16 protein-coding genes and 1 pseudogene are annotated in these 14,326 nt (G+C 71.4%); 8 read left to right on the forward strand and 9 right to left on the reverse strand.

Annotated features, from left to right (window positions below):
* Positions 1-22: 22 nt before the first annotated feature.
* Positions 23-1,075 (forward strand): DUF4037 domain-containing protein, encoded by a 1,053-nt coding sequence (locus ABZ725_RS07420; RefSeq protein ID WP_358801778.1) that lies wholly within the window; start codon positions 23-25, stop codon positions 1,073-1,075.
* A gap of 47 nt (positions 1,076-1,122) precedes the next feature.
* On the opposite strand, the gene ABZ725_RS07425 is transcribed toward ABZ725_RS07420, so the two are convergent.
* Entirely contained in the window at positions 1,123-1,791 is a 669-nt protein-coding gene (locus tag ABZ725_RS07425; RefSeq protein WP_358801779.1) for a hypothetical protein, read from the reverse strand.
* A gap of 156 nt (positions 1,792-1,947) precedes the next feature.
* Positions 1,948-2,391, reverse strand: a complete 444-nt coding sequence (locus tag ABZ725_RS07430; protein WP_358801780.1) for a VOC family protein — start codon at positions 2,389-2,391, stop codon at positions 1,948-1,950.
* 287 nt (positions 2,392-2,678) lie between these two features.
* Between ABZ725_RS07430 and ABZ725_RS07435 the strand changes: the two genes are divergently transcribed.
* The gene (locus ABZ725_RS07435; protein ID WP_358801781.1) at positions 2,679-4,193 is read left to right on the forward strand and encodes a carboxylesterase family protein; all 1,515 of its coding nucleotides are present in this window, start codon (positions 2,679-2,681) and stop codon (positions 4,191-4,193) included.
* A 22-nt stretch (positions 4,194-4,215) separates the two neighbouring features.
* On the opposite strand, the gene ABZ725_RS07440 is transcribed toward ABZ725_RS07435, so the two are convergent.
* A complete protein-coding gene (locus ABZ725_RS07440) occupies positions 4,216-4,881 on the reverse strand; it encodes a 1,4-alpha-glucan branching protein (protein WP_358801782.1) in 666 nt (221 codons plus the stop codon).
* Positions 4,882-4,904: 23 nt separating this feature from the next.
* Here ABZ725_RS07440 and ABZ725_RS07445 point away from each other — a divergent pair, with 23 nt between their 5' ends.
* Both ABZ725_RS07445 and ABZ725_RS07450 read left to right on the forward strand, forming a co-directional pair.
* Positions 4,905-5,252 (forward strand): alpha/beta fold hydrolase, encoded by a 348-nt coding sequence (locus ABZ725_RS07445; protein WP_358801783.1) that lies wholly within the window; start codon positions 4,905-4,907, stop codon positions 5,250-5,252.
* Positions 5,253-5,276: 24 nt separating this feature from the next.
* On the forward strand, positions 5,277-6,074 hold the full coding sequence (locus tag ABZ725_RS07450) for an alpha/beta hydrolase (RefSeq protein ID WP_358801784.1): 798 nt from the start codon (positions 5,277-5,279) through the stop codon (positions 6,072-6,074).
* A gap of 67 nt (positions 6,075-6,141) precedes the next feature.
* Here ABZ725_RS07450 and ABZ725_RS07455 read toward each other — a convergent pair whose 3' ends face one another.
* Positions 6,142-6,435, reverse strand: coding sequence for a hypothetical protein (locus tag ABZ725_RS07455; protein WP_358801785.1), 294 nt, complete (start codon positions 6,433-6,435; stop codon positions 6,142-6,144).
* 114 nt (positions 6,436-6,549) lie between these two features.
* Here ABZ725_RS07455 and ABZ725_RS07460 point away from each other — a divergent pair, with 114 nt between their 5' ends.
* Entirely contained in the window at positions 6,550-7,515 is a 966-nt protein-coding gene (locus ABZ725_RS07460) for an aldo/keto reductase (RefSeq protein ID WP_358801786.1), read from the forward strand.
* An 11-nt stretch (positions 7,516-7,526) separates the two neighbouring features.
* Here ABZ725_RS07460 and ABZ725_RS07465 read toward each other — a convergent pair whose 3' ends face one another.
* Positions 7,527-8,069, reverse strand: coding sequence for a GNAT family protein (locus tag ABZ725_RS07465; RefSeq protein ID WP_358801787.1), 543 nt, complete (start codon positions 8,067-8,069; stop codon positions 7,527-7,529).
* 108 nt (positions 8,070-8,177) lie between these two features.
* Positions 8,178-8,429: pseudogene (locus ABZ725_RS07470) on the reverse strand (amino acid ABC transporter substrate-binding protein); the annotation flags it as partial.
* Between the two features lie 215 nt (positions 8,430-8,644).
* Between ABZ725_RS07470 and ABZ725_RS07475 the strand changes: the two are divergent.
* Positions 8,645-9,664, forward strand: a complete 1,020-nt coding sequence (locus tag ABZ725_RS07475) for a Gfo/Idh/MocA family oxidoreductase (protein WP_358801788.1) — start codon at positions 8,645-8,647, stop codon at positions 9,662-9,664.
* A gap of 255 nt (positions 9,665-9,919) precedes the next feature.
* Here ABZ725_RS07475 and ABZ725_RS07480 read toward each other — a convergent pair whose 3' ends face one another.
* From ABZ725_RS07480 to modA, 3 genes are all read right to left on the reverse strand, one after another.
* Complete coding sequence (locus ABZ725_RS07480; RefSeq protein WP_358802072.1) at positions 9,920-10,996, reverse strand: ABC transporter ATP-binding protein; 1,077 nt, start codon at positions 10,994-10,996, stop codon at positions 9,920-9,922.
* 83 nt (positions 10,997-11,079) lie between these two features.
* Positions 11,080-11,952: a molybdate ABC transporter permease subunit gene (modB, locus tag ABZ725_RS07485; protein ID WP_351918295.1), complete on the reverse strand. Its 873-nt coding sequence runs from the start codon at positions 11,950-11,952 to the stop codon at positions 11,080-11,082.
* Complete coding sequence (gene modA / locus ABZ725_RS07490) at positions 11,949-12,776, reverse strand: molybdate ABC transporter substrate-binding protein (protein ID WP_358801789.1); 828 nt, start codon at positions 12,774-12,776, stop codon at positions 11,949-11,951. The genes modB and modA overlap by 4 nt, the downstream gene beginning before the upstream one ends.
* 192 nt (positions 12,777-12,968) lie before the next feature.
* Here modA and ABZ725_RS07495 point away from each other — a divergent pair, with 192 nt between their 5' ends.
* The gene (locus ABZ725_RS07495) at positions 12,969-13,451 is read left to right on the forward strand and encodes a molybdopterin-dependent oxidoreductase (protein WP_358801790.1); all 483 of its coding nucleotides are present in this window, start codon (positions 12,969-12,971) and stop codon (positions 13,449-13,451) included.
* Positions 13,452-13,580: 129 nt separating this feature from the next.
* Entirely contained in the window at positions 13,581-14,282 is a 702-nt protein-coding gene (locus ABZ725_RS07500) for a M24 family metallopeptidase (protein ID WP_358801791.1), read from the forward strand.
* Positions 14,283-14,326: the final 44 nt, after the last annotated feature.

Genomic DNA, 14,326 nt, shown 5'->3' on the forward strand with positions numbered 1-14,326 from the left:
CCGGATCGGCAAGGCCCTTCACATGAGCATCACGAATATGCCGCCCTTCATCCCTGGCTTAGAACTCTCCCGCCGTTTCTACACCGAGCTCATACGCCCTCTACTGGAGGAAGCCGCACCCGGAATACCTCATTCCGCCGCGCGTCTGGGCTCCGGCTCCGAGGTGCTCGGCCTGGACACCGCACACTCCGCGCACCACGAACGCGTCCCGCGCCTGCAGCTCTTCCTCCGCTCCGGGGACGTCTCCCGCCATGCGGGACGCATCAGACACCACCTCGCCGAGCACCTCCCGAAGACCTTCCACGGCCGGCCGACGCACCTCACTCAGGCACCGGTCCACCGCACGGTCGAAGTCACCCATGTCTCCTCCTGGTTCACGGCCACGCTCGGCTTCGCCCCCTCGTCGCACATCACCCCGCTGGACTGGCTGGCCACCCCCACGCAGTTCCTCGCCGGAGTCACCGCCGGCGCCGTCTTCCACGACGGCCTGGGTGTACTCGCCCCGCTGCGCGCCGCCCTGCGCTGGTATCCGCGCGACCTGTGGCTGTATGTGCTGGCCTGCCAGTGGCAGCGCATCGCCCAGGAAGAGGCCCTCGTCGACGGCTGCGGCGAGGCGGGCGACGAACTCGGCTCCGCCGTCGTCGCCGCCCGTCTCGTGCGCGACCTGATGCGCCTGTGCCTCCTGATGGACCGTCACTACCCGCCGGGCGACCAGTGGCTCGGCAGCGCCTTCGCCCGCACCTCCGCGGGCCCGCAGCTCACTCCGGCCCTCACCGCAGTCCTTGCCGCGACGGACCGGCACAGCCGTGAACAGCATCTGACGGCCGCGTTCGAGGCTGTCGCCGGCCTGCACAACCAGCGCGAACTCACCGATCCGCTCGACCCGGCCACGACGACGTGCCGACGCTTCGCGGCGGCGCTGCTCGACCGCGTCAGCGATCCGGCGGTCCGGGCGCTGCCGACGGTCGGCGCCGTGGACCAGTTCGTCGACAGCGCGGAGGTGCTGGGGAGGGTCGAGGCGGCGCGGGCCGCAGCGACCGGCGTGGCAGATCATCGTCGTACGAGCACCGCGTAGTGAGCGGGCTGCCGGCGCTCTCGCCGGCCGCGGCGGACTCGAGCGCACTACGCGTCGAGGGCGCGCCGCAGTTCGCGGGTCACCGCCGCCTCGTCCTGGCCGTGCACGGTCTTTTCCAGGCTGTGGTCGTCGGAGCGGGAGAAGACCTCGCCCAGAGCCACGTCCTCCTTCGAGAGGGTGCGTCCGCACCATTCGCCCTGGCCGACGGTGTGGTCGTCGAAGGGCACCGCAGCGCCTTCGCCCAGGACGGTCCAACCCTCATCGGTCCAGCGCAGGGCGAGGAGGTAGGTGTGGCCGGGTTCCAGGCGCGGCGCCTCGGCGGTCGTGCGCTTGATGCGTGTGCCGCTGTTCCGGTAGACGTTCCAACCGGCTGCCGCCATGTCGAAGTTCTCGCCCAACGCACGTCTCGGGGAGTCGGCGGACCACAGCACGCTGTCCGTGCGGAGCGTCACCGTGCGGTCGGTCCGGTACCGGACCGGTCCCGTCCGGAAGTCGCGGCGGTCGGTGTCCTGCTCACGTGTCGGCGTAGCCACGACGGCATGGTCCGCGTTGGCCACCCAGTCCTCGGCGGTCAGGGACGGCGTGGCGTCGTTGGCGATCCCGCACCCGACCACCGTGTGCAGCCCGCCCTGGCCGACCAGCACAGCGGCGGCGACACCGGCGAATGCCGTGCCGGCGGCGAGAGACCGGCGGGTGAGCAAGACTCGAACGTTCAATGCGGGACACCGTTTCGGGACAGGACGGGCCGGGTGGCGTCACGTGACAGCGGCTCGTCCAATGGACATTTCGCTGATCTAGACGGCACTTCGGCCTGCCTGGTGGCCGCCGGAACCGAACGCGCACAAAGTCACGAACGAGCTGCGGTTTCTTGATCAGATCCGTACATCGCGGGGGCGGAGGTAAGGCCGGGTCATGATCTCCAGGTTGTGGCCGTCCGGGTCGGCGAAGTACGCGCCGCGACCGCCGAACAGACGGTTGATCCGCCCGGGTTCGGTGTGGCTGGGGTCGGCGTAGTAGGTGACCCCGACCGCCTCCAGGCGGGCGATCATGCTGTCGAACTGCTCGTCGGGCACGAGAAACGCGTAGTGCTGCGACTGGATCGACTCGTCGCGCTTCTCGTAGTAGTCGAGTGTCACACCGTTGCCGAGATCGACAGGGAGGAACGGCCCGAAGGGAGCGCCGACCTTCAACCCCAGGACCACGGCCAGGAATTCGGCCGAGAGCTGCCGGTCCCTGGCGTACACGGCGGTGTGGTTCAACTGCACGGAGGCCGTCGGCAGCTCGGATGCGTGCGGGTACTGCTGTTCGTTCGACATGTGTGATGTGTCTCCGGGTCTTGGGATCCGCTGGAAGCAGCGCCGCAGACGGGCGCCGGGCAGAAGGACTCGGAAAAGGCGGCGGGGCTCTTGCCCGCCTCGCGCTCACGCCGAGGCCGGGAACCTCACTCGTGCATGGCCCATGGCCGACCCGGCAGTCACCCGGCCGACTCTAGTGATCGCCGAGAGCCGAGGCAACAGGTCAGCGGCCGCGCCGCGCCGAGCCGGTCCGTGACCACGGATCATTCCGGGTGGGCCACCGCCTCCCCGTGAGAGGCTGGTGGCGCATGGGGGACAACACACCGGCAGGGACGGAATTCCGGACGACGAACGGCCGTGTGCGCGGCAGGCGTTCACCGGACGGCGGCACGGTCGTCCTCGGCATCCCGTATGCCGCCGCGCCCTTCGGCCGCCACCGTTTCCGTGGGCCGCAGCCCGTCGTCGGCTGGAGCACGCCGCGGGACTGCGGCGACTTCGGACCCATCGCGCCGCAGTCGGTCGAGCTGCCCGGGTCACCGGTGTGGCGCCCCGGCGACGAGGACGTCCTCACCGTCAATGTGTGGACGCGGCCCCCGCCGGACGGCGGCCCGCTGCCCGTGCTGTTCTGGATCCACGGCGGGGCCTACACCTTCGGCTCCTCCGCCCAGCCCGACTTCGACGGCACCGCGCTCGCCCGTGCCGGAGTGGTCGTGGTCAGCTGCAACTACCGGGTCGGCTTCGAGGGGTTCGGCCATGTGCCGGGCTTCCCCGACAACCGAGGACTGCTCGATCAGACGGCCGCGCTGGCCTGGGTCCGGGACAACATCGCCGAGTTCGGCGGCGACCCCGACCGGGTCACCGTCGCCGGGCACTCCGCGGGAGCGGGATCGATCGCCTGCCTGATGGCGATGGAAGAGGCCCGTGGCCTGTTCCGAAGGGCCATCGTCCACAGCGTGCCCAACGCCTTCTTCACCGTCGAGGTCGCCGCCGCGATCACCTCGAGGATCGCCTCCGAGGCCGCGGTCGCCCCGACGGGCGACGGACTGCGCTCCGTCTCGCCGCAGCGGCTGCTGGCCGCCTCCGACAACGTCGCCGCGCAGTGCGGGGACGATCCCGTCACGGCGGTCCAGGCCTACGACCCGGTGCTCTTCCAGCCTGTCGTCGACGGCGACGTACTGCCCGTCGACCCGCTCTCCGCGCTGGGTTCCGGCGTCTCCCGTGACGTGGACCTCCTGGTGTGCCACACCCTGGAGGAGTACTGGTTCCTGCACGAGGTCGGAGGAGTACGGGAGGTCACCTCGGAGTCGGAACTCGCCGACTTCGCCAGGGCTCTCCGCCTCCCGGAGTCCCTGGTCCCCGGCTACCGTGCGCTGCTGCCCGACGCCCCGGTCCTCGACCGCTACCTCGCACTGTTCGGCGACGCGACGTTCGGCGAGTACAGCACCCGGCTCGCCGAGCATCACGTGCGGGCCGGCGGCCGGGCGCACCTGTCGCGCTTCGCCCGCAGACGCCCCACCCCGAGCGGCGAGACCCGACCCTGGCACACCGCCGACATCCCCTTCGCCTTCGGCAACCTGGACGCCGACGGCGCCGCCTTCCTCATCGGCGCCGCCCCCGACGAACAGGACCGTGCCCTGTCCCGCCGCATGCTGCGCGCATGGGCCGACTTCGCCGCCTGCGGAGACCCGGGCTGGCCCCCGGTCACCGACGCCGCCACGACGGTGAGGCTCTGGTCCGTCCCGGAAGACCACACGAACGACGACACCGCCTGCGCCCTACGCGCACTGTGGCGGGACGTTCCGTTCGACCTCCTGCGGCGATGAGCATCTGGCCGCCGGGGCAGCCCTAGGCGGGATGGCTGGTGTGCAAGGTGGCGAAGAGCCCTCGGGCGCGGGTGCCGTCCGGTAGGCGCCAGGCGCCGGCGAGATGCCCGGTCGTGCCCTGCGGAGGGAGGGACCGGCCGTCCGGGACAGGGCGCAGGACGCGGTGCAAGCGGAGGGTGATGCCCTGCGGCGCAGCCAGCTCGGTGCCCTCTCGGTCGTCGGTGACCGTGCCGCCGAAGTCCGTGGGGAGAGGGGCTGCACCGGTGTAGGAGTGGGTGACCTCCCGGTCGGGGGCGTCGGTGGTGTTCTGGTCCTGGGCCTGGACCCGGCCTTCGAACAGCGCCGACAACTGGGCGACCAGCACCGGGTCGTGGCAGCCGTCGTAGGCCCAGCGCCGCCCCAGCACCCCGTGCTCCATGGTGCCGACGAGGGCGTGCTCCGCCCCGTCGAGCGGGGCGCCGCGATAGGTGAGCGGCACCAGGTAACCGGCCGGGTGGCTGCCGGAGGTGTCGGTGACCGCCATGAACTCGATCCCGACCGCGCCCTGCGGATCGTCCAGCCGGAAGCCGCCGGCCTTGGTCAACTCCGGTCGGCCCGCCCCGCCGCCGTACCACGGGCGGGAGGGCAGCCAGGACGTGAGCAGTTCCAGCTTGGTCGGCTTGAGGGTGGTGTGGTGGATGACGGCCATGCCGAAGGGCTCTCTTCCGTCGAGTGGACAGCAGCCCTCACACCCTCCCATCCGCGAGCCGGTCGCGACACGCGGTTACGGCTCGTGCGTTTACGGCTCGGCTCGGGGGAGTACGCCGTGTCGGGAGTGGCGTCGCCAGTGGCTGGGGGACTCCGGCAGGGCCCAGCGGCGTACCCGCCTGGGAGGGCCTACCGTCGTGGTATGTCGTCGTCGGCGCCGACCGTGTCGTCCCGCCCGCCCTGCAGCGGTTCGTGGCGGAGCGCGCCGGTAGCGGATCCGCCCAGGTCAAGGGCGCCTCGTACGTCGTGATGATGTCCCGGCCGGACGTCGTCGTACGGCAGATCGACCCCGCGTACCGCGCCACCCGCTGACACCCTCCGGAAGGAGCAGCAGCCATGAGCACCCCGGACACCATTGTCCTCATCCACGGCTTCTGGGTCACACCCCGCAGCTGGGAGCACTGGGTCGACCACTACAAGAAGCGCGGATACCGCGTCCTCGCGCCCGCCTACCCGGGCTTCGAGGCGGAGGTCGAGGCCCTCAACGCCGATCCCGCACCGATCGAGAAGGTCACCGTCGAGCAGATCGTCGCGAGCCTGGAGACCCTGGTCCGCGGGCTGGACGAGCCGCCCGTCCTGATCGGTCACTCCGCCGGCGGCGTGTTCGTGCAGCTGCTGCTCGACCGGGGCCTCGGCGCGGCCGGGGTGGCGATCTCCTCCGCGCCCACGGAAGGGGTCGCGGTGGTGCCGCTGACCCAGATCAAGGCGGCCTTCCCGGTGCTGAAGAACCCGGCCAACCGGCACCGGGCGGTCGGTCTGACCGCGCAGCAGTGGCACTACGCCTTCGCCAACACCCTCTCCGAGGAGGAGTCGACGGCGCTGTACGAGCGGTACGCGATCCCCGCCTCCGGCGGCATCTTCTGGGACAGCGCCCTGGCCACCCTGCGCCCCGGCCACCAGAGCATCTACGTCGACTATCACAACGACGCCCGGGTCCCGCTGCTGTTCATCTCCGGCGAGAAGGACCACCTGATGCCGCCCAAGGTCCAGCAGTCCAACGCCAAGCACTACAAGTCGAACACGGTCACCGAGGTGAAGGAGTTCCCGGGCAGGCCGCACCTGCTGCCCGCCGCACCGGGCTGGGAGGAGGTCGCCGACCACGCCCTCGACTGGGCCCTCTCGCACGCCCGGTAGCCCACCCGACCGGGGCGGCCGGTACACCCGCCCGCCCTGCCGCGGCAACACGAGTCTGACGTGGCGCCTACGCCGTGACGAGGTCCGCTTCCTCGTCCGTGGCGGAATCCGCGGGCTCGTCCTCCACCATGCGCAGGAAACGGCGGATCGCCTCGATGGGCATGTCGAGTTCCTCGGATGCGGCCAGTTCGCCGCCGAACACCTGCACCGCCTCCGAGACGGCGACGGCGAGTTCGGCCTCCGCCTTGTGGACCTTGACCTCGGCCTTGTCCACGGTGTCGACCACGGCCAGCTGGCGGCGCTGCTTCTCCTGAAGTCGCTGCTTGCGGGAAGGCGTCTTGTCAAAGCTCTGCACAGTCATGACCAAGATCATAATCGGCTGTGAGGGGGAGGACTGGCACGGCGTCGCCACGGACGCTTTCATGGAGCACCTCCGCCCACCGAACGACCCTGTGGAAGGAAAGGACCAGCCTTCATGCACACGACCACCCTCGGACCGAACGGCCCCGAGACCGGCGTGATCGGACTCGGCTGCATGGGCATGAGCCACGCCTACGACCAGGCCGCTCCCCGCGACATCGACACCCAGATCTCGGTCGTCCACCAGGCTCTCGACCTGGGCATGACCATGCTGGACACCGCCGACGTGTACGGCCCCTTCACCAACGAGGAACTGCTGGGCCGGGCCCTGGCCGGCGGCCGCCGCGAGCGGGCGGTGCTGGCCACCAAGGTCGGCGCCCTCACCCGCGACGAGCAGGGCAACGCGGTGGTGGGCAACGACGGCCGACCGGAACACATCCGCCGCTCGATCGACGAGAGCCTCAAGCGGTTGGGCACCGACCACGTCGACCTGTACTACCTGCACCGCGTCGACCCGGCCGTGCCGATCGAGGAGAGCGTGGGCGCCCTGGCCGAGACGGTGGCCGCGGGCAAGGCCCGCCACCTCGGCCTGTCCGAGGTGGACGTCGAGCAGATCAAGCGGGCCCAGACCGTGCACCCGATCACGGCGGTGCAGTCCGAGCTGTCGCTGTGGACGCGGGACTGGACGGTCGAGGTGCTGCCGTACTGCCAGGAGCAGGGCATCGCCTTCGTGCCGTACTCGCCGCTCGGCAGGGGCTTTCTGACGGGCCGCTTCGCGTCCTTCGACGACCTGCCTCCGGACGACTTCCGCCGCGGGCTGGCCCGCTTCCAGCCGGACGCCCTCACCCGGAACCTCGCCATCGCCGACCGGGTCAAGCAGATCGCGGAGCGCATCGGCGCCACTTCGGCGCAGGTGGCGCTGGCCTGGGTGCTGGCACAGGGCGAGTACGTCGTCCCCATCCCCGGCACCAAGACGCCGAAGTACCTGCTGGACAACGCCGGCGCCGCCGACGTCCGGCTGAGCGCCGACGACCTGGCCGAACTCGACGCCCTGCCGGTCCCGCAGGGCGGCCGCCCCTGAGCGCTCGGGCCCTAGCCCTGCGGGTCCGGTTTCCAGTCCTGGGCGAGGAGCCCGAGCAGCACCTCGTCCAGGAACTGGCCCATCACCCAGGCCGAGGAGCGCAGCACGCCCTCGCGGACGAAGCCGTTGCGCTCGGCGGAGCGCAGCATCGCGGCGTTGTCCGACAGCGTCTCGATCTGCAGGCGTTGCAGACCGCGCACGACGAATCCGTAGTGGCACAGCACCGCGACCACATCGGTGCCGTAGCCCTGGCCGCGGGAGGACGGCAGCAGTCCGAGGCCGATGTGCGCGGACCGGTTGTGGTTGTCGATGCCCCACAGCGTCGCGGTGCCGACCAGTGTGCCGCCGTCCAGCTCCACCACGGAGAACGGGACGTGCCCCTGCTCCTTGTCGTCCACGACGAGCCGCGAGTCCTTCGAGCCGGGCGTGATCGGCCGCCACGGCCGGCCTTCGGCCCGCGAGGCGTTGACCACGTCGTCGTAGAGCTCGGCCCGCAGGATCGGGATGTCGTCCTCGTGCCGGGCCCTGAGCCCGACCTTGTCGCCCCTAAGCATGCAAGCTTCCTATCCGACCGGGCCGGCCGGCGGCAAACGGATAAGCAGGCGGGCCGTCGGCCGGGTCGGACTGTCGGTCGAACCGGGGAGTCGGACCTCCGTGCTCCCTCAGCCGGTGTGGCGGATCCGGAAGCGATCGGGTTCCGCCGGGTCGCGATCGACGACCTGGACCGACGGCCGGGCCCACTGCCAGACGCCGATGCCCGGCGTGCGGGAGAACCGGATCTGCCCGCGGGTGCCCTCGACCGCGACGCTCGGCCAGGATGCGGCGGTGCGCGCCCGGCCCACGCCGTGCGAACGCAGTGCCGCCCATTCGGCGAACTCCGGCTGCCCGGCCGGAGCGCCGATCAGGACCGCTGATCCGTCGGCCCGCTCCGCGTCGGACGGCGATGGTGGCGTGTCCATGAACGTCATTGGCGCCCAGCGTAGTTGAGCCGAGAAGTCGGCTTCGCACTACGTGTTGTCGTTCCTCAGGACGGCGGGCGTGCGGGCCGGGCAGAAGATCGGCGACGTCGTCATCACCGTCGTACCGCCGAAGTGACCGGAGACATCGGAACATGTCATCCATGTCATTCATGTCATCTCAGCGAGCACTGCGCGTCGCCGTCGTCGGCACCGGCAAGATGGGCGCGGACCATGTCCGCAGACTCCAGCACGTCATCAGCGGGGCCCGCGTGACGGCCGTCGCGGACATCGACGCGGAACGCGTCAGGACCCTGGCCGACGCGATCGAGGGCTGTACCGCGTACACCGACCCCATGCTCGCCATGGCAGCGCAGGACGTGGACGCCGTCCTCATCGCCGCACCCGGGCCCGCCCACGAGGCGGCCCTGCTCGAAGCGCTCGGCCGGGACCTGCCAGTGCTGTGCGAGAAGCCGCTCACGCCCGACGCGGCCTCCGCCCTCCGTGTCCTGGAGGCGGAACAACGACTCGGCCACCGGCGCATCCAGGTGGGCTTCATGCGCCGCTACGACACCGAGTATCTCCAGCTCAAGCGGCTTCTCGACGGCGGCGAGCTGGGCCGGGCGCTGATGCTGCACCAGCGGCACCGCAACCCGGCCATGCCTGCGTGGTTCACCGAGGAGATGCTCATCAACGACTCGGTGGTGCACGAGATGGACGTGACACGCTGGCTCCTCGACCAGGAGATCACAGCGGTCACCGTGCACAAGCCGACGCCCTCGTCCCAGGCCCCCGCAGGCATGAGCGACCCACAGTTCGTCCTCTTCGAAACCGAGTCGGGCGCCGTCGTCGACGTCGAGATCTTCGGCCACTGCGGCTACGGCTACCAGGTGCAGGCCGAGGCCGTCTGCGAACGGGGTACCGCGCGCATCGGCGACGAGCACGGGCCACGGGTCAACGCCGACGGCCGCTGGAGCGGACGCATCGCACCGGACTACGTCGAACGCTTCGAGGACGCCTACGACCGCGAGGTCCAGGCATGGGTCGACGCCACCCGCCGCGGGGAGATCACCGGCCCGAGCGTCTGGGACGGCTACGCCGCCGCGGCCGTGTGCGAGGCGGGCGTGCGGTCCCAACGGGACGGCGGGCGCGTCGAGGTGGAGTTGACCGAGCGGCCGCCCCTGTACCGGTAGGCCGTGCACGCACCGGGCGGCGGGCCTGCCGGACCATCATGCGGACCGACGAGGCACTGCCCGTCGTCGCGGCGGGTCCGCAGGAGCGCTTTGACGCGCGCGGGGCGCAGAGGCGGGGCCTCCGCGCCGTCAGCCGCCGGGGTCCTGGGGGCCCGGGGGGGGCCTGGGGGTGCGTTGGGGGTTGAGCGGGCTGTTGGCTCTCGCAGTCCGGCCCGCCCGCCGCAGGTCTGACGCCGCACGCCGTACCGTGTCGCGTCAGGCCGGATACGCGTGGGTCTGCGTCGCCTTCACCGTCGCCCAGACGCGGGCGCCCGGGTGGAGGCCCAGTTCCGCCGCGGCCACGGTCGTCAGATCGGCGGCGAGGGGGAGTTCGCCGGTGAGGTCGGCGCGGATCTGGTCGCCGTGGGTCTCCAGGCCGGCGACCTCGCAAGTCCAGAGGTTGCGGGCGCTGGAGCCGGTGGGCCGGTCGCGGTGGAGCGTCACCGCACTGGGCGGGAAGGCGACGAACACGGGGCCCGTCAGAGGTTCGGTGGTGGTGATCGCGGGGCCGGCGTCGAGCAGGACCGTATGGCCGTCCGCCCGGCCCTTGTAGAGGTTCAGGCCGACCAACTGCGCGATGTAGTCCGTGCGCGGGTGACGCGCGATGTCGGCCGGGGAGCCCTCCTGGACGACCCGGCCGTCCTCGACGACGACCAGCCGGTCGGCGAGCACCATCGCGTCGAGCGGGTCGTGCGTGACGAGGACGGCGACCGCCTCGAACTCGGCCAGGTGGCGGCGGAGTTGGGCGCGGATCTCCAGTCGGGTGCGGGCGTCGAGGGCGGCGAGGGGCTCGTCGAGGAGGAGCAGTCGCGGATGCGTGGCCAGGGCCCGGGCGAGGGCGACGCGCTGGGCCTGGCCGCCGGAGAGACGGCGCGGCTTGGCGTCGGCGTGGGCGGCCAGGCCCATGCGCTCCAGCCATTCGGCGGCCTGCGCCCGGGCCTCCGCCTTGCTCGCCCCCTGGCAGCGCGGACCGAAGGCCACGTTGTCGATCGCGGACAGGTGCGGGAAGAGCAGGTAGTCCTGGAAGACGACGCCGACCGGGCGGGACTCCGGCGGCATACGGTCCAACGAGGCGCCGTCCAGGCGCAGATGACCGCCCGTCAGCGGGACCAGGCCGGCCAGCGCCCGCAGGGCGGTCGTCTTGCCGGCGCCGTTCGGGCCGAGCAGGGCGACTACATCACCGGGCGCGGCGGTCAACGCGACGTCGAGGCGGAAGGCGCCACGCTCGACGACGAGACGTGCGTCCAGCCCCTCGGCGTCCATTCCTCCGGCACCCGGACTCTCGGCGTCCATTCCTCCGGCATCCGGACTCTCGGCGCCCGTTCCTCCGGCACTCGGCCCCTCGACGGCCCCCTGCGCGGACTTCTCGGTGTGTGTCATCCGGCGGTCATCCAACGGTCGCGCAGCCCGGCCAGCACCGCGATCGACACGGTCAGCAGCACCAGGCTGAGGGCGATCGCCGCCTCCGGGTCGCTCTGCAGCGCCAGATAGACGGCGAGGGGCATGGTCTGGGTACGGCCGGGGAAGTTGCCGGCGAAGGTGATCGTGGCGCCGAACTCGCCGAGCGCCCGGGCCCAGGCCAGCACGGCGCCCGCCGCGATGCCCGGCGCGATCAGCGGCAGCGTGACCCGGCGGAACGCGGTGAAGCGGGAGGCGCCCAGCGTCGCGGCCGCCTCCTCGTAGCGGGGGTCGGCGGCCCGCAGGGTGCCCTCGACGCTGATCACCAGGAAGGGCATCGCCACGAACGCCTCGGCCACGACCACTCCGGCCGTGGTGAAGGGAAGCGTGATCCCGAACCAGTCGTCCAGCCACTGCCCGACGATCCCGTTGCGGCCGAGCGCCATCAGCAGCGCCACACCGCCCACCACCGGGGGCAGGACGAGCGGCAGGGTGACGAGGGCGCGCACGAGACCGCGTCCGGGGAACTCGACCCGGGCCAGCAGCCAGGCCAGCGGCACTCCGATCACCAGGCTCACGGCGGTGGCGGCCGTGGCGCACACCAGCGACAGCTGGAGTGCCTGCCACACCTCCGTGCTGGTCAGCTGTGCCGGCAGGCTGCGCCAGGGCGTGCGCACCAGCAGCGCGATCAGCGGCAGCACCAGGAACGTCAGCCCCAGCAGCGCGGGCACGAGCAGCGGAAGCGGGACGCCCCGGCCGCTCGCGGGTCCACGTGCCCGGACACGTCCGCGCCGTGGCCCGCCCCTCAGGGTGTCGGCCACGGCGGCGGACTTGTCGTGCGGGGAGGTCACGGCTTCAGGAACCCGGCCTCGGTCAGGACCTGCTGGCCCTCGGCGGACTGCACCAGGGCGATGAACGCCTTGGCGGCCTCCGCGTTGGGGGCGTCCTTGAGGAGGGTGATGGGGTATTCGTTGATGGCGTCGGCCGACTCGGGGAAGTCCACGCCCTCCACCTTGTCACCGGCCGCGTGCACATCGGTCTTGTACACGACCGCCGCGTCGGCCTCCTTCAGCTCGACCTTCGTCAGGGCGGCCTTGACGTCCTGTTCGTAGGAGACGGGGGTCAGCTTCAGCTTGCCGGCGTCGAGGGCCTTCTGGGCGGCGGCGCCGCACGGCACGGTCTTGTCGCACAGGACGACCTTCAGACCGGACTTGGTGAGGTCCTTGAGGGAGGCGATCTTGTCGGGGTTGCCCGGCAGGGTCGCGATCTCGAGCTGGTTGCGGACGAACGTGGCCGGCTCGGTGGCGTTGTCCTTCGCGTCCGTCACGATGGCCATGGTCTTGGGGCTGGCGGAGGCGAACACATCGGCCGGAGCGCCGCCCGTGATGCTCGCGGCGAGGGTGTCGCTGCCGCCGAAGTTGAACGTGACCTTGGTGCCGGGGTTCGCCTTCTCGAACGCCGCGCCGAGCGCTGTGAAGCTCTCCTTCAGCGAGGCCGCCGCGAACACGGTCACCGTGCCGGACAGCTTCGGCGAGGAGGACGCCGACGCCGAGGAGCCCGACGTGGTGGAGGCCGAGTCGTCGGACGAGGAGCAGGCGCTCAGGGCGAGCAGCGCGGCGGCTCCCGCGGCGGCCGCCTGCAAGGTCCGGCGGGTCCGGCGCGTGGAACGGGTCATCACGGATCTACTCCCTATTACTGCGACCGAATTACTGCGACCGACCGTGCGGATACGTCGATCATAGTGCCGCAAATGCGAGGTGTAAGTCTCCTGTGGCATTGCATGAGCTGGATCACGGATTCATTGGCCTGGCATGTGCGTTTGTACGGTACGTCCGCCCGGGTACCGTCATTCGGGAGGTGGAAGCCCGTGAGTCAGTCCCTCGCAGCCCCCGGCACGGCCGCCGGCCTGGCGGCGGAAGTCGTTCTCGCCGGTGACCTGGCCCGCCCGGGCCGTCTGACGGTGGCCGAACTGCTGGCCTGGCCCCAGCGCCGGGCACAGGTCAGCTTCGAGTGCGCCACCAGCGGCGTCCAGCGCCACACGTTCACCGGACCGCTCCTGCACGAGGTCCTCGTCGACGCCGGTCCCGTCTTCGACCCGGCCCGCCGCAAGGACCGGCTGCGCTTCCTGATCGCCGTACGCGGCGCGGACGGTCACCACGCCCTGCTGTCGTGGGCGGAGATCGACCCGGACTTCGGCCGCGCTCCCGTCCTGCTCGCGGTGACCGTCGACGACACCCCGCTCGACCGCGCCGGCCCCCAGCTCGTGCTGCCCCAGGACCGCTGCGGGGCCCGCCACATCAGCGGCATCGACGAGATCCGCGTCGACGGCGCCTACACCGCGTGGACGTGAAGCGGGCGTGGGGAGGGCGTGGAGGAGAGCGTGGGGAGAGGGCCCGTACGCCGTCGGCACGGCGCCTGAGGCGGCCGGACTGCCGTATTCGATTGCCCGGGAAGGACCCGGAACCGTACGTTCGCCACCATGGCTGATGATGAACCCACGCGCGCGGCACGGCTGCTGGACGCCCAGTCGAAGGCCGCCCGGCTCTTCGCGGAGATCGAGACGCGCGGGCTGGTCGCGCCGGGCGAGGGAGAGCGGGCGGTCAGCGATCGCGTGCGGGACCTGGCGAACGAACTGTTCGGCACCACCCGGCACTGGCACAAGCGCATCGTGCGCTCCGGCCCGAACACGCTCAAGCCCTACCGGGAGAACCCACCGGACCGGGTGATCGGCGCCGACGACATCGTGTTCGCCGACTTCGGGCCGATCTTCGAGGAGTACGAGGCCGACTTCGGGCGGACCTTCGTCCTGGGCGACGACCCGGTCAAGCACCGGCTGCGGGACGACCTGCCCGAGGTGTTCGCGGCTGGACGGCGCTTCTTCGAGGCCGATCCGGGGATCACCGGCGCCGGGCTGCACGCCGAGGTGCAGCGGCTGGCCAAGGAGGCCGGGTGGGAGCTGGGCGGCTGGCACGCCGGGCACCTGGTCGGCGAGTTCCCGCACGAGTGGATCGACGGCGCGGACACGGAGTCGTACATCACCCCCGCCAACGACACCCCCCTGCGCCGCACCGACAAGGCCGGGCGCCGTTGCCACTGGATCCTCGAGATCCACCTCGTCGACCCCGACCGAGGCTTCGGCGGCTTCTACGAGGAACTGCTCACCCTCGGCCGACCTTCGTGACTGGAGTGCGCCGTCCCGGGTAGATTCGCGATCTCAGGGGCTGG

The sequence above is a fragment of the Streptomyces sp. NPDC006872 genome (assembly GCF_040635845.1).
In the GTDB taxonomy this organism is placed as follows: domain Bacteria; phylum Actinomycetota; class Actinomycetes; order Streptomycetales; family Streptomycetaceae; genus Streptomyces.

Coding starts and splice junctions, on each gene's coding strand:
- ABZ725_RS07420 (WP_358801778.1), top strand. CDS start 23: ATGAGCATCACGAATATGCCGCCCTTCATCCCTGGCTTAGAACTCTCC.
- ABZ725_RS07430 (WP_358801780.1), bottom strand. CDS start 2,391: ATGTCGAACGAACAGCAGTACCCGCACGCATCCGAGCTGCCGACGGCC.
- ABZ725_RS07435 (WP_358801781.1), top strand. CDS start 2,679: ATGGGGGACAACACACCGGCAGGGACGGAATTCCGGACGACGAACGGC.
- ABZ725_RS07440 (WP_358801782.1), bottom strand. CDS start 4,881: ATGGCCGTCATCCACCACACCACCCTCAAGCCGACCAAGCTGGAACTG.
- ABZ725_RS07450 (WP_358801784.1), top strand. CDS start 5,277: ATGAGCACCCCGGACACCATTGTCCTCATCCACGGCTTCTGGGTCACA.
- ABZ725_RS07455 (WP_358801785.1), bottom strand. CDS start 6,435: ATGACTGTGCAGAGCTTTGACAAGACGCCTTCCCGCAAGCAGCGACTT.
- ABZ725_RS07460 (WP_358801786.1), top strand. CDS start 6,550: ATGCACACGACCACCCTCGGACCGAACGGCCCCGAGACCGGCGTGATC.
- ABZ725_RS07465 (WP_358801787.1), bottom strand. CDS start 8,069: ATGCTTAGGGGCGACAAGGTCGGGCTCAGGGCCCGGCACGAGGACGAC.
- ABZ725_RS07475 (WP_358801788.1), top strand. CDS start 8,645: ATGTCATCTCAGCGAGCACTGCGCGTCGCCGTCGTCGGCACCGGCAAG.
- ABZ725_RS07480 (WP_358802072.1), bottom strand. CDS start 10,996: ATGGACGCCGAGAGTCCGGGTGCCGGAGGAATGGACGCCGAGGGGCTG.
- modA (WP_358801789.1), bottom strand. CDS start 12,776: ATGACCCGTTCCACGCGCCGGACCCGCCGGACCTTGCAGGCGGCCGCC.
- ABZ725_RS07500 (WP_358801791.1), top strand. CDS start 13,581: ATGGCTGATGATGAACCCACGCGCGCGGCACGGCTGCTGGACGCCCAG.